Raw genomic sequence first — 25,055 nt, forward strand, 5'->3', positions numbered from 1 at the left:
CTATCTTAATTTTAAAGTAACAATTGACAATATCGCCAGCATGATGGCAACAATCCAGAAACGTGTTACTATTTTACTTTCGTGGTAGCCTTTTTTCTGATAATGATGATGCAAAGGCGCCATTAAGAATACTCTTCGGCCTTCGCCAAAGCGTTTTTTTGTATATTTAAAATAACTTACCTGTAAAACAACTGACAAATTTTCGACAAGAAAAATCCCACATAGTAATGGAATTAACATTTCTTTTCGAACGGCAATTGCTAAAACAGCAATAATTCCTCCGATAGTCAAACTTCCTGTGTCTCCCATAAAAACTGATGCCGGATACGAGTTATACCAAAGAAATCCAATCAATGATCCCACAAAAGCAGCTATAAAAACAGTCATTTCTCCCGAATTTGGGATATACATTATATTCAAATAATTAGAAAAAATAATATTCCCCGAAACGAACGTAAATATTCCTAATGCAAGAACTGAAACAGCAGAAGTACCTGCAGCTAATCCATCAATACCATCCGTCAAATTGGCACCGTTAGAAACAGCAGTAATGATAAAAATAACAACTGGAATAAAAATCAGCCAAGCCCATTTTTCATATCCTTCACCTGTCCATGCCAATAACTCAGCATAATCAAATTCGTTATTTTTAAAGAAAGGAATTGTAGTTGCCGTTGACTTTTCTTCAACTGGAGCAGGGACAATTACAGTTTCCGTTGGTACTTTAAAAATATCTGATGTAGAAGTATCCGTACGTACCGTTACTCCAGGACTAAAATAAAGGACAGTTCCGACTATTAGCCCCAGACCTACTTGTCCAACAACTTTGAATATTCCTTTTAAACCTTCTTTATCTTTTTTGAAAATTTTAATATAATCATCTATAAAACCAATAGTTCCCATCCAAAGTGTGGTAACAATCAATAAAACAATGTAAATATTATGCAGTTTTGCAAAAAGAATAACAGGAACCAGAGTGGCAAATATGATGATTAGTCCACCCATAGTTGGCGTACCTGCCTTTTCGTTTTGACCAGCCAAACCAAGTTCTCGAACAGTTTCCCCCACTTGTTGTCTTTGCAGAAAACGAATTATTCTCTTTCCATAAATTGTAGATAATAACAACGAAAGCATCAATGCTAATGCTGACCTAAAAGTGATGTATTGAAAAACACCAGTTCCCGGAACATCTAATATTTTGTCTAAATATTCAAATAAGTAATACAGCATATTTTTCTATTTATGGAGTTGTTCTAATATTTCTTTAACCATTTTCATGTCGTCAAAATCATGACGGACACCATTTATTTCTTGATATGTTTCGTGTCCTTTCCCTGCAATTAAAATAATATCATTTGGTTGCGCTAATTGGCAAGCGGTTTTTATAGCCTGCTTTCTATCTGTTATTGTCAGTGTTTTTTTATAATTCTGAGGTGCTACACCTCGCTCCATTTCAATAATAATACTTTCAGGATCTTCATTCCTTGGATTATCGGAAGTAAAAATTGCTTTATCACTCAAATCAGATGCAATCCCAGCCATAATAGGGCGTTTGGTCTTATCTCTATTCCCACCACAACCGACAACCGTTATCAATTGCTCGTTTTTTGTACGAATGTCATTGATCGTTTTTAACACATTTTCCAATGCATCTGGTGTATGGGCATAGTCAACAATCGCTGTAATATTAGAATTTGAAACTATAAACTGAAAACGTCCCGAAACACTTTCTAAATCAGATAATAATCGGAGCACTTCCAGACTTTCCAGGCCTAATTCAATCGCTGTTCCATAAATAGCTAATAAATTATAAGCATTAAAAGTGCCTATCAGTTTTACCCAAACCTCATTTCCGTTTATTTTCAGCAACAAACCTGATAATTGATTTTCCAGGATTTGTGCTTTATAATCTGCATAGGATTTTAAGGCATACGTGCGCTTTTTTGCTGCGGTATTCTGCAACATTACCTGTCCATTTTTATCGTCAATATTGGATAATGCAAATGCCGTTTTTGGCAAATTATCGAAAAATGATTTCTTTACATCTCTGTATTCTGCAAACGTTGGATGATAATCCAAATGATCGTGAGACAAATTGGTAAAAATACCTCCGACAAAATGCAATGCTTCGGTTCTTTTTTGATGAATTCCATGAGAACTCACTTCCATAAAACAATATTCAACACCGCTACCTACCATTTCTTTCAGATAATGATTTACTGTAATTGAATCTGGAGTAGTATGTGTCGCTTTATATTCAACATCATCAACCAAAATTTTTACTGTAGAAAGCAACCCAACTTTGAAACCTGCTTTTTTGAACAATTGGTACAACAAAGAAGCAATGGTCGTTTTACCATTTGTCCCGGTAATTCCAACTAATTTTAAGTTTTGAGAAGGGTCTCCAAAATAATTTGCCGCCATAAAAGCTAAAGCTGAATTTGTATCCTTTACCTGAACATACGTAATTCCTTTTTCAAGAGTTTCAGGAAAAGTGTCGCATACAACTGCAACAGCGCCTTGCTGAACTGCTTTTTCTATAAAATCATGACCATCAGAGATGGAGCCACGAATAGCAACAAAAACATCATTAGCTTCTATTTTTCTAGAATCAAAATCCATTTTGTTTATAGCGATATCCGTCGACCCTTTTACGGCCTCGATCGCTACTTTATATAATATGTCCTTTAGTATACTCATGATAATTCCAATAGTATAATTGAATTTTTAGCAATATTTTGACCCGCAGCAAGCGATTGCTTTTTTACTTTTCCAACTCCAATTGCTTTCACTCTCATACCTAAATTCTCCAATAAGGCAACTGCATCCATACCTGACATCCCTTTTACATTAGGAATTAACTGTTGCTTCTTTTGTGATTTAACAAAATACGAATCATAATTGATCTCTTGTTTTTGTATTTTTCTATCTAAATTCTTAATCTCATTTGTCGAAGGCGCATCAGTAAATATTTTTTGTGCAATTCTTTTGAAAACAGGACCAGCTACATCTGCACCATAGTAATTATTTAACGCAGTACTAGGCTTATGTACTACTACTACACAGGAATACATCGGTTTGTCCGCTGGAAAATATCCTACAAATGAGGAAGCATAATATTTTCCTGAGCCTCCGTCTTTACCATAATTCACTGCTGCTGTACCTGTCTTTCCCGCCATAGAAAAATCTTTAGAATACAATTTTGAACCAGTACCTTTTTTTACCACGTTCTCTAAAACTGCTTGTAATTTCAATATAGTCTCTCTCGAGCAAATTCTTGGATTCAAAACTTCCTTTTCATATTTTTTGATCGTTTTGTTCCATTCTTTAATTTCAGAAACAAACTGAGGTTTAACCATTTCCCCATTATTAGCTACAGCATTATAAAATGCCAATGTTTGCATTGGTGTGATAGAAACTCCATATCCAAAAGCCATCCAGGGAAGCGAAATATTCGACCAGTTTTTATCACTTGGCTGTGGAATATAAGGCCGTCCTTCCCCCTTTATTGAAAGTCCTAAAGGCTTGTTCAATCCAAAATTATTAAGATGATTTACAAATTGCGAAGGGTTATTTTTATAATTATCATAAACTGCCTGAACCATAATCGTATTAGACGAAAGCTCAAAACCTCTTGCTAAAGAAATTTTACCGTAACCACCTGTATGCGAGTCGCGAACTTTTTTACCAGAATAAACAATCACACCACCTTTGCTATCAAAAACGGCACTAGTGTCCAATTTTTTATCTTCAAGAAGCGCCATTAAGTCCGCTAATTTATACGTAGAACCTGGCTCATGAGATTCAGCTACTGCATAATTTGTTGTCTCATAATACGTTCCGTCTTTCGCTCTTCCTAAATTTGAAATTGCTTTTACATGACCGGTTTTAGTTTCCATAACGACCACGCAACCATGATCAGCCTGATAAAGTTCCAACTGTTTTAGTAAAGCATGATGTGCTATATCCTGAATATAAACATCTATAGTTGATATTACATCATACCCGTCTTGAGGATCAACTTCATTAATATCGCGTATCGGCTTCCATTGCCCTTTTGCTATTTTTTGTTTTAAAATCTTACCGTCTTTACCATTTAGATATTTTCTGAAAGCCCATTCGATTCCTTTTCCATCAAGCGACTCCCCATTAGAAGTTCGCTCGTAACCTACGGTACGCTCTGCAATTTTCCCTATTGGATGTTCTCTTACGGTTTCCTGTTCAATAATAATTCCTCCTTTGTAAGCACCCAAATTAAACAATGGAAAACCTTTAATTTTAAAATACTGGGTGTAGCTCAAATTGCGAGCTATCAAATAATATCTATTTTTATTTGCTCTTGCTTTTCTTAATTCGTTTTGGAAAAAATTTGATGGTTTTCCTAAAACCAATGCTAATGAGTCAGACAAAGACTTAACATTTTTTTCGAATGCTTCCGGTTTTGGAGCCACGGCATCGAAACGGATTTCATAATTAGGAATAGAAGTCGCTAAAAGACTCCCATCAGCTGAATAAATATTCCCTTTATTGGCCGGAATTACAAAATTCCTAACAGTTCTTTCTTTCGCCAATTTTCTATAATAGTCCCCTTCAACCCACTGAATATTTGTCAATTTTACAGCAATCGCAATAGCCATCAAAAAGATAGCGAATGCAACCAGATAAATTCTGTACGATATGTATTTATCTTCTACTGCCATATTTTTTTGAAAAAGCTTTTTTCTTCTTCTTTTTTAACCTTGATTTTAACTGGAGGGACTGTTGATGGAAAAATTTGCTTTTCGATCATTTTTTCAGAAACAGTTGATTCCATTTTTAATTTCATTAGTTCCGAACGTCTGTCCACAAATTCCGAACGCAACTCTTTAACTTGGTTTGTTAATTCGGCAATCTTAAACACTTTTTGCTCAAATCGTTGTGTATTAGCAATCATGACAATCGCCAAAATAATTACAAAAACAATAAACCGCCAATTTTTAACAGCGTCATCATCTATAAGAAATCTAGCTTTTAATAGGCTGTAAACTCCGTTTTTCATTTTTATAACTAATTATATCTTCTCAGCTATTCTTAATTTGGCACTTCTTGCTCTATTATTTTCTTTTATCTCGGCATGGTCTGGAACAATTAATTTTCCAATTGTTTTAAACGGAACCGAAAAATTACCGAAAAAATCACGTTCTGGTTCTCCTTCAAACATTCCATTTTTCATAAATCTTTTCACTAACCTATCTTCTAAAGAATGATAAGAAATCACGCTTAATCTACCGCCTGGATTTAATATCTCTAATGATTGTTCCAAAAACTCTTTTAAAACATCCATCTCCTGATTTACTTCAATTCGGATGGCCTGATACATTTGCGCCAAAATTTTATGGCTTTTATGAGCCGGTAAAAAACGTCCTAAAACCATTTTCAATTGCTCTGTATTTCTAATAGGGTCCGTTTCTCTTGCTTCAAGAATCACTCTTGCTATAGCCGGAGCATTTTTTAATTCGCCATAGTCCAAAAACACTCTTCTTAAATTTGCCTCATCGTATTCATTAACAACCCGATAAGCATTCAAATCATTTTTTTGACTCATTCTCATATCCAATTCAGCATCAAAGCGAGTAGAAAAACCTCTTTCAGCAACATCAAACTGATGAGACGAAACGCCTAAATCCGCTAAAATTCCGTCAACACTTTTCACCCCATAAAAACGTAAAAACCGTTTTATAAAACGGAAATTCTCATTAATAAGAACAAATCTATCATCTGGTAACGCATTCGCCAAAGCATCTTCATCCTGATCGAAAGCAAACAACTTTCCGTTTGGTCCAAGTCTTTTCAAAATTTCTTTTGAATGTCCTCCACCACCAAAAGTTACATCCACATAAATGCCGTCGGGCTTAATATTTAAACCATCTACTGATGCCTGAAGCAAAACCGGATTATGATATTCCATTGTCGTCGTCATTTATATTTCCCATTACCTCTTCTGCCAAATCCGCAAAATCAACATCTTCACCATTTATTGATTTCTCGTATAAATCTTTATCCCAAATCTCAACAATATTAACTGCCGATGAGAACACAACCTCCTTAGCAATACTTGCAAAAACCACCAAATCTTTCGGAACTAATAATCGACCTAACGCATCAATTTCAACCACTTTAACACCTGCTGTAAACCTGCGGATGAAATCATTGTTTTTCTTTACAAATCGATTCAGCTTGTTAATTTTTTGCATCATCAAATCCCATTCCTGCATAGGATACAACTCCAAACAAGGCTGAAAAACGGAACGCTTCAAAACAAAACCGTTTTGAAGAGAAGAAGCCAATTGCTTTTTTAAAGGCGCTGGCAACAGCAACCTTCCTTTAGCATCAACTTTACATTCATATGTTCCAATAATTGTATCCAAGTAAAAAGTTTAAAAGATGTTGAGCAAAAATATAAAAAATATTACCACAATTTACCACTATATCCCACTTTGTTAATAAGTTTAACCACTTTTCACTAAAAATGCTTAATTTTTAGACAATCAGAACGTTAGCTTCCTTTTATTTTATTTGTAAGAAAGGTAATGTTATAAAAAAAAGGAGCCCAAATACAATGAAATTTCAATTTAAAATACTACGAATAAGCGTGGAATAATTAAATTTTAAATCTTTAAAAAGCGAAAAAAAAGAAACATTTCCTCATCAACTCGTGTAATTTTACAATTAAAAATTGTTGTAAAAATTCATTTTTATTTATTAAATCCTATATTTGTCAAAATTGAAAATCCGGATTCAAAAAAAATGGAAAAACACTATAAAAAAGAAGGTAGATACAGCTATTATGAAGCTGGTGAAGGAACTCCAATTGTCATCTTACATGGACTTATGGGAGGACTTAGCAACTTTGACGCTGTTGCAAGTTACTTTTCTACAAAAGGATATAAAATAATCATTCCAGATTTACCTATATATACTCAGAACATTTTAAAAACTAATGTAAAAAGTTTTGCGAAATACGTTAAAGACTTCATCACATTCAAAGGATTAGAAAGAGTAATACTTTTGGGAAATTCATTAGGCGGGCATATCGCGCTGTACCATACCAAAATGTATCCTGAAAAAGTCGCAGGACTTATAATCACCGGAAGTTCTGGATTGTATGAAAGTGCAATGGGAGACAGTTACCCAAAAAGAGGTGACTATGAATATATCAAGAAAAAAGCCGAAGATGTATTTTATGACCCAAAAACGGCTACTAAAGAACTTATTGATGAAGTTTACGAATCTGTAAATGACAGAATAAAACTGATCAAAACATTGACGATTGCAAAAAGCGCTATTCGTCATAACATGGCAAAAGATTTACCAAAAATGCATGTTCAAACTTGTATTATTTGGGGAAAAAATGACAAAGTTACTCCACCAGATGTAGCGGAAGAGTTTAATAAATTATTACCTAATTCAACTTTATACTGGATAGATAAATGCGGTCATGCTGCCATGATGGAACATCCTGACGAGTTTAATCGTTTGTTAGAGGATTGGCTAACCCATACTCATTTAGCAGTACACTAATCTTAAAAAGGAGAATTTTACACCTAGAAAAAATGAAAATTAATACTGCCGAATTTATTATTAGTAATTCCGATGTAGCCAAATGCCCGAAAGACTTTTTGCCGGAATATGCTTTTATAGGCCGATCGAATGTGGGGAAATCCTCTTTGATTAACATGCTGACGAACCAAAAAAAATTAGCTAAAACATCTGGAAGACCAGGAAAAACACAGTTGATTAATCATTTTTTAATCAACAGCAATTGGTTTTTAGTTGATTTACCAGGATATGGTTATGCAAAAGTTTCCAAAAAAACTAAATCAATTTTTCAAGAATTCATTACTGATTATTTTGAAACGAGAGAGCAACTAGTTTGTGCTTTTGTTTTGATTGATATTCGTCATGAAGCACAAACAATAGATATAGAATTTATGTCTTACATGGGTGAAAGCGAAATTCCTTTTTGCATCGTTTTCACAAAAGCGGATAAAATAAGTAAAGTAAAAATTGATTCTCATATTGCGGCATACAAAAAGAAAATGTTTGCTAATAACTGGGCCGAAATGCCTCACTATTTTGTTACCTCTGCTACTGAATCAACTGGAAAAGAAGAATTACTAAGTTATATTGATGAAGTGAATCAAGAAGTTTTCAAGAATAACAGTCAATTTTAGAAACACTATATATTCTTTTTTAAATAAAAAATCCCAAAACTAACACTATTCAATTTTGGGATTTTTCATTTAAGAACCTTATTTAAAAAGAGCTGACTATAAAACTTACTTTGTTAACTCCAATTTTTCCGCAAAATAATCACAGAAATCTTTCATGGTATCAGCCATTTTTTCATCATCTGTAGCACGTTTAAACGTTTCAGACATGGCAACCAAAGTTTGATGAAAGAAAATTTTCATTTCATCTACCGGCATATCTTTCGTCCATAAATCAATTCGCATACTCTCTTTTGCCTTGCTGTCCCAAATAGATAACATTATAGCTTTAGCCTCTTCCTGCTCTACACCGCCGTCTTTTGCAGACCACATTAATTTTTCAGGAACACGGTTATCGTCTAATTCTATTAGAAACTTAATTTCGGATGTGTTTTTATTTGACATTACTTTTTAGGTTTGTATTTTGATTTTACAAATATTTCTTTAGCGTCGGTTTTCAACAAATCAGCTATTGCGACCTCATTATTTTTCATATAAGATCGTACCATTTGCCAACCTATCCAGGCACCAACCCGACCTGGCGATTCATTATCAATTTCCAAATAAAATTTAGAAAATGGAGCTGAATTAATAAATCGCGGAATTAACTTTTGATCATCACTGTAAAGCATTTCTTTTTCAATAAAATAACGCCACATATAACTTTCATTTTCTTCACACCATTTAATTTGCTCCGATGTGTAACCCATTTTTTCTGCATCACTATAATTTGGCAAAAGTAAGTCTTTTAAATATAATTGCTTGCCAAAATAAATCATTTGGCTTATCATATTCTTATCTGTAACGGGAGTAATTTTACGAGATGAAAAACTAGAAACTAGATCTGGCAAAATCTGTCTTTGCTCAAAATTTTGTTTTATATAATTTGGAAATTGATAAAATTTATGATTCTTTCCTAAATACAATTCAAGTGAAATAATCACCAGACTATCCGCATAAATAATCTTATTATTATAATCCATTTCGGAGATTATAGTAATAACTTTTGGCGTTTTTGTTTTAGGAAAATAATATTTAATATGCTTAAAAAGCGACTCCAATTCTACTTTAACAGGTTCAAAATTACCATATTGCTTTTGAACTTCGGTATATAATTCCCTCCAGATGGGATCCTGCATTTTATTCAACCAAATATCATCAGCATTTCCTGCAGGAAAGAAGAAAGGAAACTGTTTTTTTACTTCTTCTAAATCCTCTGGAGGAGTTTCAAAAAATATTTTGTCAAAGCGTTCTACTTTTACTTCCAAAGGAATTTTTTCAACAGTATTTTCTACCTTATTTTTTTTTTCGCAGGACAAAAAAAAGAGACAAAAGACTACAAAAAACAGATTTTTTTTCATATTTATTAATTAAATTTGTGCCCTAAGAATATAAGGAGACGAATGCGCAACTAATTGATTTTGCAAATATACATTCCTGCTTTTTAAAACGTAAACTATTATGACTAAAAAAAGTACCATCCAAGTTGAAAAAGTGAACACTCATATAGTAAATTGGTTAAAAACTTATGCAGAAAACGCAAAGGTTAATGGATTTGTCATTGGGATTTCTGGAGGAGTAGACTCAGCAGTAACATCTACACTTTGCGCACAAACCGGATTAAAAGTTTTGTGTGTTGAGATGCCTATCCACCAACCACACAGCCACGTCACTCGTGGTCGCGAACATATAGAGCAATTAAAAAACAGATTTGCGAATGTAACAAGTGTAGAAGCCGATTTAACCTCTGTTTTTGAAAACTTCAAAAAAATCGTTCCAGAGGATGCTGATACTCATAAATTAAACTTAACCTTAGCCAATACCCGGGCACGTATACGAATGACTACATTGTACTATTTTGCCGGTATTTATGGATTATTGGTTGCTGGTACAGGAAATAAAGTGGAAGATTTTGGCGTTGGATTTTATACTAAATATGGTGACGGCGGAGTAGATCTGAGTCCTATCGCTGATTTAATGAAATCTGAAGTTTATAGTTTAGGGGCTTATTTAGAAGTTCCAGATTCTATTTTAAAAGCATCTCCTTCTGATGGATTATTTGGTGATGAAAGAACTGATGAAGATCAATTAGGAGCCACTTATGACGAGTTGGAATGGGCAATGAATAACGATGAAAAAGGGAAAACCGCGAATGATTTTACCGGTAGAGAAAGGATAGTTTTTGAAATTTACAAATGTTTAAATACTACCAACAAACACAAAATGAACCCAATACCAGTTTGTTTATTATAAATTAACAAAAATTAACCATATTTTATATTGATTTTCAATTAATTACAGAATTTATTTATTAAATTTACTATCCCAAAAGATAAACAACACTTAAAACTTAAAAAATTAAAATTATGATTAAAGTATGTTTAGCCGACAATTATCCCGTAGTGCATTTTGGAGTAAAATCTTACTTTAAAGATCATGCTGAAATTTCAATAGTTGCCAATGTTGGGAATTTTCTGATGGTTCGGGATATATTGCTTACCAAAGAGATTGATGTATTAATATTGGATTTGGAATTAGAGGGGCTTTCAAGCATTTTTGAAGTGAAATCAGTTTTGAAAAACTTTCCAAAAACAAAAATTATTATATTCAGTGGTCTTTCAGAACAAATTTATGCACCAAATGCTATAAAAGCGGGGGTTTCAGGGTTTATTCACAAGAAAGAAAAGCTAGAAACTTTGGGAATTTCAATTATCAAAGTCCATCAAGGAAAGATAATCATAAATGAAACCGTCAAGAAAAATCTAGCATTAATTGCGAAACAAAGTAAGAGCGAACGATTGTATCGCAAGCTTTCCAACCGCGAGGTAGAAGTTTTACGTTATTTAAGTGATGGAAAAAAGAATCATGAGATAGCAGAAATTCTAAAACTCAATGAAAAAACAATTAGTACTTACAAATTAAGATTACTGACAAAATTAAACGTTACTAATTTAGTAGATTTAGTAAACAAAGCAAAAACATTAGAAATCGTTTAGTAATATCGAGACATTACTCTTCCTAATTTTTTTGAAAACGAATGGATTAGCATATTATAATCCATAATCATAGAGATGGGCTCTGTGTTATCTGAATTCGCTTCTGATAATATAGAGCTTTTTAGTTCTTCAATGATTCTACCCACTAGATACCAACGTAAAGTTAAAATAGTCTCTGAAACATTCTGAACTATCGTATCATTTTTAGACTTTGGAAAAATATTCTGTCCTTCCCAATTGTGTAAAACAACTCTTTCGTCTTCCATCAAAATATCAGTTACTTCTTGCGCAAAATCTGACTGTAAATGCATCAAATATTGCTCTAAGCTAAAACTTTCATTCTGATGATAGAAATTTATCAAATCATTGAATATATCCCGAAACAATGGATTCGCCAATTCAACCTCATCTTCCTGTAAACTCAAATAAATTCTTTGATATACTTTATATTCCTTTTTTTCTAAAACATTTTCGATTTCACCATCCTCATTTGTCTTCAAAAAAGTATCTTCAAACTCTTCTGTTTTGTTTCCGTACAACAAAAGAATTTCGATAATTTTTCTTTCTAAACGATAAAGTACATCCACTTTTTCAGCTTCGACCGAATTCTCATTTTTCACAATTTCAAAAGCTTGTTGCTCCTGTTTTTGTGTTTTCCCAACCTCAGAAACATCTTTTTGAACTAATTGTGCTAAAGTACTAACTAAAACTTGCTCCGAAATATCCATGATTCGGGAACATTCCTGAATGTAAATTTCCCTCTGAATTCTATCAGGTATTTTAGAAATACTAACTACCATATCCCGAATTAAATCGGCTTTTTTTATAGGATCATGCTTGGCTTCATTCATCAAGAGCGATGCTTTGAACTGAATGAAATCTTTCGCATTATTTTCAAGATATAAAACCAAATCATCATAGGATGTTTTTTTTGCAAAACTATCCGGATCCTCTCCATCCGGAAAAGCACACACTTTTACATTCATTCCTTCCTCAAGAATCAAATCGATCCCTCGGATTGACGCACGTAAACCTGCCGCATCTCCATCAAAAAGAACAGTAATATTCTTTGTCAATCTATTTATTAACCGGATTTGATCTGGTGTCAGAGCAGTCCCTGAAGAAGCAACTACATTCTCAATTCCAGCTTGATTGAACTGTATCACATCTGTATATCCTTCAACTAAATAACAATTATTCAGTTTGGCAATTGATTGTTTGGCATGAAAAATCCCATATAGAACTTTACTTTTATGGTAAATATCACTTTCTGGAGAATTCAGGTATTTTGCCGCTTTTTTATCATTAGTGAGAATCCGACCTCCAAAACCGAGCACTCTTCCTGACATACTCTGTATCGGGAACATGACACGACCTTTAAAACGGTCAAACGGCCTGTCTTCTCTTGGAATTGTTAAACCTGTACTTTCAAGAAATTCTAATTTATATCCTTTTCCTAAAGCTTCTTTTGTAAAAGCATCCCATGTTTCTGGAGAATAACCTAAGCCAAATTTTTTAATAGTTTCATTTGTAAAACCTCTTTCTTTGAAATAAGAATACCCTATAGCTTTGCCTTCTTCAGAATTTAACAGCGTATTATGAAAATAACTTTTTGCAAATTCTGATACCAAATACATACTTTCTCTAACATCAGTATTGGCTTTCTCCTCATCAGTTTGCTCCGTTTCTTCAATTTCAATATTGTATTTCTTAGCTAAATAGCGAATAGCTTCAGGGTACGTAAAATGTTCGTGTTCCATTAAGAAAGCAACAGAATTCCCCCCTTTTCCAGAACTGAAATCTTTCCAAATTTGTTTCACAGGAGAAACCATGAACGATGGAGAACGCTCTTCAGAAAAAGGACTCAATCCCTTGAAGTTACTTCCCGCACGTTTCAATAGCACAAAATCACCAATAACCTCCTCAACACGAGCAGTTTCGAAAACAGTATCTATAGTGGCTTTTGAAATCAAGTTAGATATAAAATTTAATAATTGAAAAGTCTGTAAAAATACATAAATCAAAGTTCATAATTCACAATCTAAAATAAAAAAAGCGTTCCTTTCAAAGCACTTTTCAAAGTACAAAACTAACTCAAAAAAATTTTAATTTAAATCGAAACGCAATCCCAACGAAACGTTATTTTGCTTTATCGCATTGTCTTTAAACAAAGGATTCAAATCGTACTTTAAATACAAACTGGTTTCCTTGTAACCAATATATGTACTCAAACCATAAATAAAATTAGTAGTATTAAAATCCCCTCTACTTCTTTGTGTAGTTTTAAGATCATTCTCATCATATTTGATAATTTGCTTTGATTTCAAATTGATTCCTGCGTAACCGCCTAATCCAAAACGGAAATTCTGGTGCGTTTTTAATACCGGTTTATCATCTTTCATTTTTTTACCTGAAAAATCAAACTCTAAATGGACGGGCGCTACGAGATAAACGTTTCTAAAACGAGAGTCATTTAAATCGACAGGATTAACAACAAGATTAGTCTGATTATCGCTTACTACAAAATTTCTATTGTCTGTGGGACGAAGATTATTGTACATCAATGACAAGCCATATTTAGCATGAAGCAGATTATTGTTTTTGGCGATTCTAGTGTTATAGGAAACTCCCAATTCGTAGAAATGAGACCCTAGAAATCTATAATCCGAATCCTGAACGTTCCCTTTTGTAACTAAATTATTTAAACCCATCGCGTAAACAAATTGTGAAGTTGTTCTTTTTTCACCTTGAATAGTATCCTTGCAATCATGTTTACTGTTTATTCCATGAAAAGAAATGATAAATTTTCTAGTAGAATCTTGCTCTTTAATTTTTCCATCAACTTTTTCCTGAACTAAGTTTTTCAGGTTTTCTTGTTCCTCAGCTACTTTTGATTCTATATTATTTGCTCTGGCTTCTGCCAATATTTTCTTTTTATTCTCCGCTTCGTCTCTAGAAATTGCACCGCTTATTAATTGATTGTTAACTGCTTCAACTTCTATTTTTAAGGCTGCTTTTTCTTCTTTTGTAATATTTTCAATTTTTGAAGCAATGTTTTTTGCTCGTTTTTCAAATGTTTCTTGTCCAAGCATTTTGCTTGCATAAAGGCATAAAAACAGTGCCAAGTAAATTGTAAAATTTCTCATGATGATTGATTTAATGACGATTGATGATTGATGATTTTTATTCTAAGTTGCGGTTGGCCAAAGCCACTTTTACAGTTTGGTAATTCTCGCCTACTTTTTCGATTACTTTTTCTCGAAAGGAAAGCTCTAATTCTTCATCCACTTGAGAAAGCAAATTAATAGCATTTACATGTACAACCGATTTTCGACCAAATTGATTTTCCTTTTTCAAAGGATTCCCGACAGCTGTTAGTAGTTCGTCAACTGTAACAGCTTTCGTTTGTGATGTGATTGATTTTTGTTCTGATTTTTGATTAATGATTAAAACTGCTGCTACTGGATTTTCATTCGAATTATTTTTAATGATTACTAATTCTTCTTTTAACGGATGCGTTTTATTTATTTTTGACTTTGTTTTTTGGACAACGTTAGAAACTAAACTTTCTCTTTCCTCCATTTTCAGATTGCTGACACTAGTACGACTTAAATTGGCTTTAGGAGCAACCGCATTCTGAATAACAACCTCTTTTTTCTGTTTTCCGATGTCCTTGTTATTTTGACTAAAATAAACTGTACTAACCAATAGAAAACCTAGTATACTTGCAGCGATATACATCCAGGAAAACTTAACTTTCGGTTTCTCAGCAACCGTAAGCATTGCATCCAATTTACTCCAAGTCATTTCTGATGGTTTAATCTCTCGAGAATTCAATTGCTCTTTAAACTGTGCTTCTAGTCTATTCCGTTCCATTCTCATAATTTTTTAACTTGCTAATCTGTCCTTGTAACATTTTCCTGGCATGTGACAATTGCGATTTTGATGTTCCTTCCGTAATCTCTAACATACTTGCAATTTCATGATGTCTATATCCTTCTATGGCAAATAAATTGAAAACCATTTTATAACCATCCGGCAAGTTGTCTATCAAAAACTGGATATCATCTATTGAAAACTGACTTTCTATGTTATTAAAACTTTCTTCAAAACAGTCTTCATCTTCAACATATTTTATCTTTTTTTGAACTCTGATAAAAGAGATACATTCATTTACCATAATTCTTCTGATCCAACCTTCGAAACTTCCTTTGCACTGGAAATTTTTTAGATTAGTAAACACCTTCATAAAAGCGGTAATCATGATATCTTCGGCCTGATGAATATCTTTTATGTATTGACGGCAAACACTTAACATTTTTGGAGAAAACCGGGTATAAATCTTCTGTTGTGCCTGCCGATTACTTTCGACAGCTAACCGGATCAATTCATTTTCCTCCTGATATAAGTTGATTACTTTCAAAATCTTTATAAAGTGTTTCTATTAGCATAGACGATTAGTAATGCAAAAAGGTTGCATCAGCATTTGAAATTTTTTTGAAATTATAGTTCAAAAAACAAAAAAAAACAATAAAAGCAATAGCTTACGAGGATAATTATTTTAAAAAAAAATTATTTTTTTCTTTCAATAACATAATTGACCATCAAAATCAGCGCATCTTTAAACTCAGAATTGGGGTAATTATCCAAAAGAAAAAGTGCTTCTTGCTGAAATTCTATCATTTTTTTTTCAGCATACAGTAAACCATTATTGTTTTTCACAAAAGCAATAACTTCTTTTACTCTTTTTTTATCTTTATTGTAGTTTTTAATGGAGTTAATCAGCCAGCTTTTTTCCTTTGAAGTACATGTATTCAAAACATGGATAAGAGGTAAAGTCATTTTCTGTTCTTTAATATCAATCCCCGTTGGTTTACCAATGGCTTCATCTGTATAATCGAATAAATCATCTTTTATTTGAAAAGCCATTCCTATGAGCTCACCAAATTTGCGCATGTTTTCGACCTCAAACTCATCTTCAATAACTGATCTTGCACCAAGAGCGCAACAGGCAGCAATAAGTGTGGCTGTCTTTTTCCTAATGATTTCGTAATAAATATCCTCTGTGATATCAAGCCTTCGTGCTTTTTCAATTTGGAGTAATTCGCCTTCACTCATTTCACGTACAGCGACAGAAATGATTCGGAGTAAATCAAAATCGCCATTATCAATTGAGAGCAACAACCCTTTGGACAATAAATAATCGCCAACCAAGACGGCAATTTTATTTTTCCAAAGTGCATTGATGGAAAAAAAACCTCTTCGTTGATTGCTGTCATCCACTACATCATCGTGAACTAAAGTCGCAGTATGAATAAGTTCGATAACACAAGCACCGCGATACGTTCGCTCATTTACAATTCCTGCCGAAACCATTTTGGCGGTAAGAAAAACAAACATGGGACGCATTTGCTTTCCCTTTCTGTTTACGATATAGTACGTGATTCTGTTTAACAAAGCCACTTTTGAAGTCATCGATTCATAGAACTTTTTTTCAAAAAGTTCCATTTCATTGAAGATGGGCTGTTTTATTTGTGAGGTAATATTCATTTACACCTCAAAGATACAATTTTAGCATACAATCTTACAAATGCTTCCATTCTTTTGAAGTTTTTTTACTGAAAAGAGAATCGCTATGCTTCTTTATTGGCTAATTGACCACATGCAGCATCAATATCTTTCCCGCGACTTCGTCTCACCTTCACAACAATACCACTAGCTTCAAGCGCTTTAATGTAAGCATTAATAGATTCTTCTGATGCTTGCTGAAATTCTCCGTCATCGATCGGATTGTATTCTATCAAATTGACTTTACAAGGCACATACTTACAGAATTTCACCAATGCGTCTATCGAAGCTTTATTATCGTTAATATCTTTCCAAACTACATATTCGTAAGAGATTTTACTTTTTGTTTTTCGATACCAATATTCTAACGATTCGCGTAAATCTGCAAGAGGAAAATTCTCGCTAAAAGGCATGATTCTGGATCGGATTTCATCAATTGCAGAATGTAAAGAAACGGCCAATTTGAATTTCACATCATCATCCGCTAGTTTTTTAATCATTTTAGGAACTCCCGAGGTTGAAACCATAATCCGTTTAGGTGACATTCCCAAACCTTCCGGAGAAGTAATCATTTCGATTGCTTTTAATACGTTATTGTAATTCATTAGGGGCTCGCCCATCCCCATGAAAACGATATTTGACAACGGATGATTATAATACAATCGACTTTCTTTGTCAATAGCAATCACCTGATCATAAATTTCGGCTGGCTCTAAATTACGCATTCTTTTTAATCGTGCTGTAGCGCAAAAATTACAATCCAAACTACAACCTACCTGACTGGAAACACAAGCTGTTGTTCGAGTATTAGTCGGAATCAAAACAGACTCCACCACCAAACCATCATGCAAACGAACAGCATTTTTAACTGTTCCGTCTTCACTACGTTGCATCGTATCTACTTTGATATGATTGATAACAAAGTTAGCTTCAAGCATAGTTCGTGTTCCCTTGGAAACATTGGTCATATCCTCAAAACTGTGTGCTCCTTTGCTCCATAACCATTCATAGACTTGGTTTCCGCGAAAGGCTTTGTCGTCATTAGCCACAAAAAAATCACGTAATTGTTCTTTTGATAAGGCTCGTATGTCTTTTTTCTCGATTTCCATGGTGCAAATTTAATGACAATTTGTTGATTTGTTGATTTGATAATTTGATAACTTTGCCTTCCATTGAAAAAAAAACTAAAAATGCATTTTATATCCCAAGAATTAGAAGACTATATCGAGCAACATTCTGAAAAAGAGCCTGCTTTACTGGCTGCTTTAAATAAAGAAACCTACCAAAAAATTTTATTACCAAGAATGTTAAGCGGTCATTTTCAAGGACGTGTTTTGAGTATGTTATCGAAATTGATTCGTCCGGTAAACATTCTAGAAATTGGGACATACACGGGTTATTCTGCCTTGTGTTTGTGTGAAGGAATGCAGGAAAACGGAACACTTCATACAATTGACATCAAAGAAGAGTTGATTGATTTTCAGCGTAAATATTTTGACAAGTCACCTTGGGGAAAACAAATATTTCAGCATTTAGGAGAAGCAACTGATATAATCCCAATTCTTGACATGAAATTTGATTTAGTTTTTATTGATGCCGATAAAGAAAATTACCTCAATTATTTTGAATTGATTCTACCAAAAATGAATAAAGGCGGGATTATCCTATCCGATAATGTATTGTGGAGCGGTAAAGTTTTGGAACCGTTAAATCCTAAGGATTTGAGTACAAAAATATTATTGGAATACAATGATCGATTAGCAAACGATGCACGAGTAGAAACGGTCTTGTTACCTATTCGTGATGGATTGACTGTAAGTAGGGTTCTATAGAGAGTCGATTTAAGAGTTTTAGACGTTATTAAAAAAAAATTAATACTGGCACCTGATCTAATGCAAATATTCGGAAACAGCTCCAAAACCTATTAACTATTTCTTCTCGGAAAATATTTTAATTGTGTTACTTTATAAATTTCAAACACTAGGAAACCAAAAGTAAACCCAAACAAATAACCTGATAAGATATCCAATGGATAGTGCAAACCTAAATATATCCGGCTGTAGGCAAATATTAAAGGCCATAAAAACAGAAAGCCGAAATATTTGATTTTATTTTTAAAATTGAAATATAAAAAAGTAGCTACGGCCATCGAATTCGCAGCATGTCCCGAGAAAAAACTATAGGAATTACGAAACTGTACAACTCGGATAAATGAATTTATTTCTGGATTATTACACGGTCGCAACCTTTGAAATCCATTTTTAAACAAATTGGTCGTTTGATCTGTAACTGTTACCAAGACTGCAATAAACAAAAGCAAATACAAGGTTTGTTTTGCGCCCATTTTTTTATAAAGCAAGTATGCTAACAGTAAAAATAAAGGAATCCAATTACTTTGCCTGGTAATGAATAGCCATAATCCATCAAAAGTTTCGGATCCCAAACTGTTCAGATAAATAAATAAACGGGTATCAAGAGAAAGTATTTTTTCCAACATTACATCTGGCGTTTTATAGGACCAGTACTATCGTCAATTTCTTCTTTTACTTTTTCTATTTCTGCTACATCCCCTAATAGACTATCTTTTGCTTTTTCTATTTCTGTTGTTGCATCCCCGAGTAGATTCTCTTTCGCCTTGTTTATTTCTGAGGTAATATTTCCCGCCATATCGCTAAATGCTGAAGTATCGCCTAACAGATTATCTTTTGCTTTATTGATTTCAGATGTAATACTACCTCTTATATCGCTCAATGAGTTTGTATCAAAACCATTGGCTTCAGCTCCTTTTTGAATTTCGCTTTTTATATCGTTGGTAGCGTTTTTTATCTGCGCCATCGCCTTTCCCATTGTACGTGCTATCTCTGGCACTTTATCCGAACCAAAAAGCATGAGTACAATAAACATTATAAAAATTAATTCGCCTCCTCCTATACCAAACATATTTTTTAGATTTTTCTTGAATACAAAGATATCAATTTTTGAATCTCAGTATTTTAATTTTTTCATAAAAAAAAAGAGGCCGATTGAAGCCTCTTTAATAACGTTCTTAATTAGTCAAATTTCGATTTAATTTCTGATTTTGGCCAGGAATTATTAGTAACATCTATATCAGCCGTTTCTAATTTTGGGTCAATTTGAATCTTTTTTATAGCTTTTTCAGTTGCATATACTTTTTTGGCAGTCTCATTGTTTTTTCTCCAGATTTGAGCTGGATACTTGAACGTTTCTGTACTATTATCCTCATAAGTAATTTCAACAATAATTGGCATCAGCATTCCTCCCGGTTTGTTGAACTCTACTTCATAAAAATATTTAGGCGTCTTCATCGTTGCTTTTTCTTCAGCGGTAAGTTTTTGGTCTACATATTCCGAAAGCAATTTTACTTGACCAATTTCTAAAGATTTCTTATCCGAATTTTTTAATTCTGCGCTATTCTCTGAAATTAAATACACGAACGGACCTTTATCCATTCCAAAACGGCCTTTTCTAATCTTAGCATCTTTCAATGCTGCCGTAGGAGTTTCAGAAACATAATATTGTTTCACTTCATTTATACCAATATCAACAAAATCAGTTGAATAAAACCAGCCTCTGAAAAACCAATCTAAATCTACTGCCGAAGCATCTTCCATAGTTCTAAAGAAATCTTCAGGTGTAGGGTGTTTGAATTTCCACCTGTTCGCATACACCTTAAAAGCATGATCAAATAATTCTCTTCCCATGATGGTTTCTCTAAGAATATTTAAACCTGTAGCTGGTTTTCCATAGGCATTATTCCCAAACTGAATAATACTCTCCGAATTTGACATAATAGGCTCCAGAAACTTTTGATCTCCGCTCATATAAGGAACAATGTTTTTTGCCGGCCCACGTCTTGAAGGAAAATTAGTCCCTAATTCCTGTTCTGCCATAAATTCCATAAAAGAGTTCAATCCCTCATCCATCCAGGTCCATTGACGTTCATCAGAATTAACAATCATTGGAAAAAAGTTATGTCCTACCTCATGGATCACCACCCCTATCATTCCATTTTTCACTTGTTCACTAGTCACGCCATTTGCATCAGGGCGACCAAAATTCCAACAAATCATAGGATATTCCATCCCTTGATCTTCTGCAGATACCGATACAGCTTTTGGATAAGGATAGTCAAAAGTATGAGAAGAATAACTTCTCAAGGTATGCGCTACCATTTGTGTTGAAGTTTCCCCCCAAAGTGGGTTTGCTTCTTTAGGATAAAGCGACTCAGCCATTACAACTTTACTACTTAACTGTACCGCCATCGCATCATAAATAAACTTTCTTGAAGTGGCTATACCGAAATCTCTTACGTTTTTAGCGCTAAATTTCCATGTTTTTTTCTTATCAGAAAATCCTTTTTCATTGGCTTCAGCCTCAGCTTGGGTAACAATAACAATCGGTTTATCAAATGTTTTTTGTGCCAATTCGTATCTTTTTACCTGGGCAGGTGTAAACACTTCACTTCTGTTCATCAATTCTCCTGTTGCATCCATAACGTGATCGGCAGGAACCGTAATATTTACATCAAAATTTCCAAAAGGCAAAGCAAACTCCCCACCTCCCCAAAATTGCATGTTTTGCCATCCTTCTACATCATTATAAACTGCCATTCTAGGATAGAACTGAGCAATTACATACAATCTATTACCTTCTTTTTCGAATGGTTCATAACCAGAACGACCGCCGTCTTGCATGTAGTTATTAATATTGTACCACCATTTGGTAGAAAATATAAATTTCTCTCCAGGTTTAATAGGAGTTACTAAATTAATTCGCATCATGGTTTGATTTACAGTATAAGATAAGGGATTTCCTTTTGCATCTTTTACATATTCTATATTAAACCCACGATCAAGCCCCTGCTTCAGATATTCTTTTGCAAATTTATCTGCTGGCAATACTTGCTCTATCTTTTCGCTTTCAACTAGAGGGGATTCTGAGTTTTTAGCCGCTTGATTTTGATCTAACTGTACCCATAAATACTCCAAACTATCTGGAGAATTATTATAATACGTTACTATTTCAGAGCCGCTTAATTTGGCGTTTTTATCGTCCAGTTCCACGTCTATTTTATAGTCAGCCTGTTGCTGATAATATGCTGGCCCTGGTGCTCCGGAAGCGGTACGAAACATATTAGGCGTAGCCAATAAGTCATACATTTGACTAAACTTATTAGTATCAAGCTTTCCTGATTGTTTCGGGGTTATTGTGGTGATTTTTTCTTGAGCAAATAGAATTACTGGAAAAATAAATAATAGTGTGATTTTTTTCATGTTAAAGAAGGGAAATTATTTAAGCGTGTGAAAATAATAATTTTTAACAAATTACCTGCATTTTATTAGTATTTTAACATTTCGCCTTTATTAGAATCTGTAAACAGTAAACTTTTTTTCTCTCCCAATACAGTAACATGGGTAATATTTTGCTGTTCGATGTTCCAATCAATCAAAACGGTATTGAAAATTTCAAGCGTATTAATTTTGGTGATTTCCTTTACATTGCAATAACAAATAAGGATATCACCGTCGAGCTCTTTGCTTAAAAAATTTATGGCCTTGGATTGACCGTTTACCTTTACAGAGAATTTCTCCAAGAAATACTTTTTTAATAAAATTGTTTCTTCAGGAGATTCCTTTTCGGTGCCTAAATACACTTTTTTATGGTACTTTTTTTCCAACGCATTATTCAAATCATCAATAAAAATACGAGAAGTAATTTGGAGCATTTTCTTTTCAGAAACATAATTTACCTGATATATCCCCATGTAAAATTTATGGGCGCTGAAAGCGGTTAAACTAAGGAACAAAACCCCAATAAAAGCATATAAGATTGTTTTTTTCATTTTTCAAAAGTAGTTATTCTTTTAAATTCCTTGTTTTTTGTAATAAGGAAATCCATTACTTGAAATTCATTGTCAGACCGCTTGACTATTTTTGACTTGGAATCATTCTCACAAAAAATAAGAAAAAGACCAATTTCATCATCATTCAGATTTAATGTATGTGTGAAAAATGAGTAACTAACTTTTTTCATTACCAATTCCGTAAAGCTTTTTTCACTTGTAAAATCTGTTCTTTCAGGATTGTTTTTCCTCAAAGCTTTTAATACATCTTTATATATCCTTACAAAATTCATTCCACTTTCAATAGTTCCATCAGATGGCATCGTTCTATTTTTTGGAGAAGACTTCTCATCATCAAAATATTGCATATCGACATATTTTTGAGAATTTCCTGAAATCGGATTTAATTTTTTATCACCATAAACCACCACTTCCGGCAACAAATTGATAAATGCATCCAGTTTTATCCTTAATAGTGGAGTCGAAATTTCTTTTTGAGTAAGAACTATTTTTTTTGATTTAAAAGTTAAGCCAGAAAAAACCAATGTGTCTTTGACTTTGGCCAAAATACTGAAAAACCCTTGCTGATTTATAACGGTTCCTGTCCTAGAATTAACATTAAAAACGATCCCATTTTCTAACCTAATCGAATCATTTATTACTTGACCATAGAGTGTTTTCCTTGTCAATTGACTAAAACAAAATTGACAACATAAACACAAAACCAGTATTATGATTTTATTTTTCATTTGCAATGATTTTAGTATAATTTTCAGACAGTCCAACAATTAAAAACATTATTAATGTTTTATTTTTAGATTTCAATGCCGCAGTAAAACTGGCATCATCAACACAATAATATTGAAAATCTTTGATATAATCAACAGTGATTTTTAAGGTTTCTGTGTAATATTTATCCTCAAAAAGCGGCGCAAGTCGACTCAATGACTGTTCTTTATTCTCAACCGCTATTTCTTTTTTAAGCATCGCCTTACGGCCCGAAATCGCATTAAGTAAACCATCTATACCGCCACCAGAAGTTGCGGTATATAATTTCCTTTCCGCTGGGGTATATTTTTTTTGACCGTATGGAATAATCCCCAAATTCTCGGCTGTTATTTGCGAATTTTCATTAACAACAACCTCTTTCAGCACAATGCTCTTTGGGGACATTTGAATCTTAAGAACATCTTTTATCAAATCCTCCTTACTTATTCTTCTATGTAAAGTTACAAGATTTACAGCAGAAAAAACGAAAACATCCCCTTCTTTTGCCAATAGTGAAAAGAATCCATTTCTATCTGTCACAGTTATTTTTTCAGTAGATGAATTGACTATTTTTATTCCTTCAACAGCGATGGTATCAGCACTGATTTTTCCATTAATTTCTTTTTCAAAAATAGCCTGACCAAAAGAAATAGTCGTTATGAAAAATAAAACAAGCAGTAGTGTACTATTTAGTTTCACAGGCAATGATTTCGTTATATTTTGTGGCCAACTCGCCCAATAAAAATTCAATTGTTGTTCTATTTTTTGAATCCAAAATTTTTGTAAATTTAGTATTTTCGACAGCAAAATATTCGAATCCTTTTACATATTCAGAAGGGATTTTTAATTTATTCACAAAATGGTCAATATCAAAGAGTCTGTCTAATTGCTTCAAGTAAGACTCTTTTTTTTCCACTTCAAGTTGTTTTTTGAGCATACCCGTCCTACCGGAAAAAAAATTGAGTAATGGATCTGCTGAAATCGAACCTCCAGCCATCCCTGACAAGCTTGCAGACGCATTAAGGTCCGTTGCAGTATGTAATTTACGTTCTGCAACCGTATAGGATTTTTGTCCTTTTGGAATTATTCCAAGCGCAACTGCATTAATATTATCAAATCCCCTTCTAACGATAACTTCTTTTAATTGATTCATTACTGGCTCCATTTTGACAAAAAGAAAATCATTTTCAAAATATTTTTGAGCCAAAACAATGCGAACTGCTTTAAATTGCGCTGCAGCAAACATAAGTGTGTCTCCCGCAACAGCCGGTATCGAAAAATAACCGGATTTTTCAGTAACTGCAGCTTTTTCAGTTTTTAAATTTATTACATAAATTCCTTCCAAATTTGACATATCTGCACTTACTTTCCCTTCCAATATAACAGGAACAGATTCCTGCGCAAAAGACTTTGAAGCAATTAAAATAAAAAAAATGCACACAACTCTACTCATCCGATGACAATCAAATTTCTATTACGGGTCAACTGTAAAAGTATCTTACTCTCTTCAAAATTAAGTACTAAAGACTTGGTAAAAATATGTTAATTAAAAACCGGAATCATACTATAAAAAAACACAATTTTATATCTTTAACCCTAACTATCTTTACA

26 protein-coding genes are annotated in these 25,055 nt (G+C 33.4%); 5 read left to right on the forward strand and 21 right to left on the reverse strand.

Features of this window, described 5'->3' with window-relative positions; translation table 11 throughout:
* The 6 genes from mraY to mraZ are packed head-to-tail and all read right to left on the reverse strand — an operon-like array spanning position 1 to position 6,407.
* The gene (gene mraY / locus ACNQGN_RS04435) at positions 1-1,230 is read right to left on the reverse strand and encodes a phospho-N-acetylmuramoyl-pentapeptide-transferase (RefSeq protein WP_417986649.1); all 1,230 of its coding nucleotides are present in this window, start codon (positions 1,228-1,230) and stop codon (positions 1-3) included.
* Positions 1,231-1,236: 6 nt separating this feature from the next.
* Entirely contained in the window at positions 1,237-2,700 is a 1,464-nt protein-coding gene (locus tag ACNQGN_RS04440; RefSeq protein WP_417986650.1) for a UDP-N-acetylmuramoyl-L-alanyl-D-glutamate--2,6-diaminopimelate ligase, read from the reverse strand.
* The gene (locus ACNQGN_RS04445) at positions 2,697-4,700 is read right to left on the reverse strand and encodes a penicillin-binding protein (protein ID WP_417986651.1); all 2,004 of its coding nucleotides are present in this window, start codon (positions 4,698-4,700) and stop codon (positions 2,697-2,699) included. The genes ACNQGN_RS04440 and ACNQGN_RS04445 overlap by 4 nt, the downstream gene beginning before the upstream one ends.
* Positions 4,691-5,038, reverse strand: a complete 348-nt coding sequence (locus tag ACNQGN_RS04450; protein WP_417986652.1) for an FtsL-like putative cell division protein — start codon at positions 5,036-5,038, stop codon at positions 4,691-4,693. The genes ACNQGN_RS04445 and ACNQGN_RS04450 overlap by 10 nt, the downstream gene beginning before the upstream one ends.
* A gap of 12 nt (positions 5,039-5,050) precedes the next feature.
* The gene (rsmH, locus tag ACNQGN_RS04455; RefSeq protein WP_417986653.1) at positions 5,051-5,959 is read right to left on the reverse strand and encodes a 16S rRNA (cytosine(1402)-N(4))-methyltransferase RsmH; all 909 of its coding nucleotides are present in this window, start codon (positions 5,957-5,959) and stop codon (positions 5,051-5,053) included.
* Positions 5,934-6,407 (reverse strand): division/cell wall cluster transcriptional repressor MraZ, encoded by a 474-nt coding sequence (gene mraZ, locus ACNQGN_RS04460; RefSeq protein WP_417986654.1) that lies wholly within the window; start codon positions 6,405-6,407, stop codon positions 5,934-5,936. The genes rsmH and mraZ overlap by 26 nt, the downstream gene beginning before the upstream one ends.
* A 379-nt stretch (positions 6,408-6,786) precedes the next feature.
* Between mraZ and ACNQGN_RS04465 the strand changes: the two genes are divergently transcribed.
* On the forward strand, positions 6,787-7,560 hold the full coding sequence (locus ACNQGN_RS04465; RefSeq protein ID WP_417986655.1) for an alpha/beta fold hydrolase: 774 nt from the start codon (positions 6,787-6,789) through the stop codon (positions 7,558-7,560).
* Between the two features lie 32 nt (positions 7,561-7,592).
* Positions 7,593-8,213 carry a ribosome biogenesis GTP-binding protein YihA/YsxC gene (gene yihA / locus ACNQGN_RS04470; protein ID WP_143388318.1) on the forward strand — a complete coding sequence of 207 codons (621 nt, stop codon included), beginning with the start codon at positions 7,593-7,595 and terminating at the stop codon, positions 8,211-8,213.
* 105 nt (positions 8,214-8,318) lie between these two features.
* On the opposite strand, the gene gldC is transcribed toward yihA, so the two are convergent.
* Entirely contained in the window at positions 8,319-8,654 is a 336-nt protein-coding gene (gene gldC, locus ACNQGN_RS04475; protein WP_143388319.1) for a gliding motility protein GldC, read from the reverse strand.
* Positions 8,654-9,610 (reverse strand): gliding motility lipoprotein GldB, encoded by a 957-nt coding sequence (gldB, locus tag ACNQGN_RS04480; RefSeq protein ID WP_417986656.1) that lies wholly within the window; start codon positions 9,608-9,610, stop codon positions 8,654-8,656. Before gldB ends, gldC begins: the two co-directional genes overlap by 1 nt.
* Positions 9,611-9,710: 100 nt before the next feature.
* On the opposite strand from gldB, the gene nadE reads away from it, so the two are divergent.
* Together nadE and ACNQGN_RS04490 are read left to right on the forward strand one after the other, a co-directional pair.
* Complete coding sequence (nadE, locus tag ACNQGN_RS04485; protein ID WP_417986657.1) at positions 9,711-10,502, forward strand: NAD(+) synthase; 792 nt, start codon at positions 9,711-9,713, stop codon at positions 10,500-10,502.
* 113 nt (positions 10,503-10,615) lie between these two features.
* The gene (locus ACNQGN_RS04490) at positions 10,616-11,245 is read left to right on the forward strand and encodes a response regulator transcription factor (protein ID WP_039108911.1); all 630 of its coding nucleotides are present in this window, start codon (positions 10,616-10,618) and stop codon (positions 11,243-11,245) included.
* Here ACNQGN_RS04490 and dnaG read toward each other — a convergent pair.
* From dnaG to rlmN, 6 genes are all read right to left on the reverse strand, one after another.
* Positions 11,242-13,218: a DNA primase gene (gene dnaG / locus ACNQGN_RS04495; RefSeq protein WP_417986658.1), complete on the reverse strand. Its 1,977-nt coding sequence runs from the start codon at positions 13,216-13,218 to the stop codon at positions 11,242-11,244. The genes ACNQGN_RS04490 and dnaG overlap by 4 nt on opposite strands.
* A gap of 132 nt (positions 13,219-13,350) precedes the next feature.
* Complete coding sequence (locus ACNQGN_RS04500) at positions 13,351-14,391, reverse strand: ATP synthase subunit B family protein (protein WP_417986659.1); 1,041 nt, start codon at positions 14,389-14,391, stop codon at positions 13,351-13,353.
* A gap of 37 nt (positions 14,392-14,428) precedes the next feature.
* Positions 14,429-15,121: a hypothetical protein gene (locus tag ACNQGN_RS04505; protein WP_417986660.1), complete on the reverse strand. Its 693-nt coding sequence runs from the start codon at positions 15,119-15,121 to the stop codon at positions 14,429-14,431.
* Positions 15,108-15,668: an RNA polymerase sigma factor gene (locus tag ACNQGN_RS04510; RefSeq protein ID WP_417986661.1), complete on the reverse strand. Its 561-nt coding sequence runs from the start codon at positions 15,666-15,668 to the stop codon at positions 15,108-15,110. The genes ACNQGN_RS04505 and ACNQGN_RS04510 overlap by 14 nt, the downstream gene beginning before the upstream one ends.
* 149 nt (positions 15,669-15,817) lie before the next feature.
* On the reverse strand, positions 15,818-16,795 hold the full coding sequence (locus tag ACNQGN_RS04515; protein WP_417986662.1) for a polyprenyl synthetase family protein: 978 nt from the start codon (positions 16,793-16,795) through the stop codon (positions 15,818-15,820).
* 83 nt (positions 16,796-16,878) lie between these two features.
* Entirely contained in the window at positions 16,879-17,922 is a 1,044-nt protein-coding gene (gene rlmN / locus ACNQGN_RS04520; RefSeq protein WP_417986663.1) for a dual-specificity RNA methyltransferase RlmN, read from the reverse strand.
* An 81-nt stretch (positions 17,923-18,003) separates the two neighbouring features.
* On the opposite strand from rlmN, the gene ACNQGN_RS04525 reads away from it, so the two are divergent.
* Complete coding sequence (locus ACNQGN_RS04525) at positions 18,004-18,645, forward strand: O-methyltransferase (RefSeq protein ID WP_417986664.1); 642 nt, start codon at positions 18,004-18,006, stop codon at positions 18,643-18,645.
* A 92-nt stretch (positions 18,646-18,737) separates the two neighbouring features.
* Here ACNQGN_RS04525 and ACNQGN_RS04530 read toward each other — a convergent pair whose 3' ends face one another.
* The 7 genes from ACNQGN_RS04530 to ACNQGN_RS04560 form a co-directional block, all read right to left on the reverse strand.
* Positions 18,738-19,310 (reverse strand): phosphatase PAP2 family protein, encoded by a 573-nt coding sequence (locus tag ACNQGN_RS04530; protein WP_417986665.1) that lies wholly within the window; start codon positions 19,308-19,310, stop codon positions 18,738-18,740.
* Positions 19,310-19,753 carry a Sec-independent protein translocase subunit TatA/TatB gene (locus ACNQGN_RS04535; protein ID WP_417986666.1) on the reverse strand — a complete coding sequence of 148 codons (444 nt, stop codon included), beginning with the start codon at positions 19,751-19,753 and terminating at the stop codon, positions 19,310-19,312. Before ACNQGN_RS04535 ends, ACNQGN_RS04530 begins: the two co-directional genes overlap by 1 nt.
* Before the next feature lie 110 nt (positions 19,754-19,863).
* Entirely contained in the window at positions 19,864-22,107 is a 2,244-nt protein-coding gene (locus tag ACNQGN_RS04540) for a M1 family metallopeptidase (RefSeq protein WP_417986667.1), read from the reverse strand.
* A gap of 65 nt (positions 22,108-22,172) precedes the next feature.
* A complete protein-coding gene (locus ACNQGN_RS04545; RefSeq protein WP_417986668.1) occupies positions 22,173-22,676 on the reverse strand; it encodes a DUF6702 family protein in 504 nt (167 codons plus the stop codon).
* Positions 22,673-23,425: a peptidase associated/transthyretin-like domain-containing protein gene (locus ACNQGN_RS04550; RefSeq protein WP_417986669.1), complete on the reverse strand. Its 753-nt coding sequence runs from the start codon at positions 23,423-23,425 to the stop codon at positions 22,673-22,675. The genes ACNQGN_RS04545 and ACNQGN_RS04550 overlap by 4 nt, the downstream gene beginning before the upstream one ends.
* On the reverse strand, positions 23,415-24,143 hold the full coding sequence (locus tag ACNQGN_RS04555; RefSeq protein ID WP_417986670.1) for a hypothetical protein: 729 nt from the start codon (positions 24,141-24,143) through the stop codon (positions 23,415-23,417). The genes ACNQGN_RS04550 and ACNQGN_RS04555 overlap by 11 nt, the downstream gene beginning before the upstream one ends.
* Positions 24,130-24,897 carry a hypothetical protein gene (locus tag ACNQGN_RS04560; RefSeq protein ID WP_417986671.1) on the reverse strand — a complete coding sequence of 256 codons (768 nt, stop codon included), beginning with the start codon at positions 24,895-24,897 and terminating at the stop codon, positions 24,130-24,132. Before ACNQGN_RS04560 ends, ACNQGN_RS04555 begins: the two co-directional genes overlap by 14 nt.
* Between the last annotated feature and the right edge of the window lie 158 nt (positions 24,898-25,055).

The sequence above is a fragment of the Flavobacterium rhamnosi genome (assembly GCF_048286515.1).
Taxonomy (GTDB): Bacteria; Bacteroidota; Bacteroidia; order Flavobacteriales; family Flavobacteriaceae; genus Flavobacterium.

Excerpts from the sequence above, each read along its gene's own strand:
- mraY (WP_417986649.1), bottom strand. The coding sequence starts at position 1,230 with ATGCTGTATTACTTATTTGAATATTTAGACAAAATATTAGATGTTCCG.
- ACNQGN_RS04440 (WP_417986650.1), bottom strand. The coding sequence starts at position 2,700 with ATGAGTATACTAAAGGACATATTATATAAAGTAGCGATCGAGGCCGTA.
- ACNQGN_RS04445 (WP_417986651.1), bottom strand. The coding sequence starts at position 4,700 with ATGGCAGTAGAAGATAAATACATATCGTACAGAATTTATCTGGTTGCA.
- ACNQGN_RS04450 (WP_417986652.1), bottom strand. The coding sequence starts at position 5,038 with ATGAAAAACGGAGTTTACAGCCTATTAAAAGCTAGATTTCTTATAGAT.
- rsmH (WP_417986653.1), bottom strand. The coding sequence starts at position 5,959 with ATGACGACGACAATGGAATATCATAATCCGGTTTTGCTTCAGGCATCA.
- ACNQGN_RS04465 (WP_417986655.1), top strand. The coding sequence starts at position 6,787 with ATGGAAAAACACTATAAAAAAGAAGGTAGATACAGCTATTATGAAGCT.
- yihA (WP_143388318.1), top strand. The coding sequence starts at position 7,593 with ATGAAAATTAATACTGCCGAATTTATTATTAGTAATTCCGATGTAGCC.
- gldC (WP_143388319.1), bottom strand. The coding sequence starts at position 8,654 with ATGTCAAATAAAAACACATCCGAAATTAAGTTTCTAATAGAATTAGAC.
- gldB (WP_417986656.1), bottom strand. The coding sequence starts at position 9,610 with ATGAAAAAAAATCTGTTTTTTGTAGTCTTTTGTCTCTTTTTTTTGTCC.
- nadE (WP_417986657.1), top strand. The coding sequence starts at position 9,711 with ATGACTAAAAAAAGTACCATCCAAGTTGAAAAAGTGAACACTCATATA.
- ACNQGN_RS04490 (WP_039108911.1), top strand. The coding sequence starts at position 10,616 with ATGATTAAAGTATGTTTAGCCGACAATTATCCCGTAGTGCATTTTGGA.
- ACNQGN_RS04500 (WP_417986659.1), bottom strand. The coding sequence starts at position 14,391 with ATGAGAAATTTTACAATTTACTTGGCACTGTTTTTATGCCTTTATGCA.
- ACNQGN_RS04505 (WP_417986660.1), bottom strand. The coding sequence starts at position 15,121 with ATGGAACGGAATAGACTAGAAGCACAGTTTAAAGAGCAATTGAATTCT.
- ACNQGN_RS04515 (WP_417986662.1), bottom strand. The coding sequence starts at position 16,795 with ATGAATATTACCTCACAAATAAAACAGCCCATCTTCAATGAAATGGAA.
- rlmN (WP_417986663.1), bottom strand. The coding sequence starts at position 17,922 with ATGGAAATCGAGAAAAAAGACATACGAGCCTTATCAAAAGAACAATTA.
- ACNQGN_RS04525 (WP_417986664.1), top strand. The coding sequence starts at position 18,004 with ATGCATTTTATATCCCAAGAATTAGAAGACTATATCGAGCAACATTCT.
- ACNQGN_RS04530 (WP_417986665.1), bottom strand. The coding sequence starts at position 19,310 with ATGTTGGAAAAAATACTTTCTCTTGATACCCGTTTATTTATTTATCTG.
- ACNQGN_RS04535 (WP_417986666.1), bottom strand. The coding sequence starts at position 19,753 with ATGTTTGGTATAGGAGGAGGCGAATTAATTTTTATAATGTTTATTGTA.
- ACNQGN_RS04540 (WP_417986667.1), bottom strand. The coding sequence starts at position 22,107 with ATGAAAAAAATCACACTATTATTTATTTTTCCAGTAATTCTATTTGCT.
- ACNQGN_RS04545 (WP_417986668.1), bottom strand. The coding sequence starts at position 22,676 with ATGAAAAAAACAATCTTATATGCTTTTATTGGGGTTTTGTTCCTTAGT.
- ACNQGN_RS04550 (WP_417986669.1), bottom strand. The coding sequence starts at position 23,425 with ATGAAAAATAAAATCATAATACTGGTTTTGTGTTTATGTTGTCAATTT.
- ACNQGN_RS04560 (WP_417986671.1), bottom strand. The coding sequence starts at position 24,897 with ATGAGTAGAGTTGTGTGCATTTTTTTTATTTTAATTGCTTCAAAGTCT.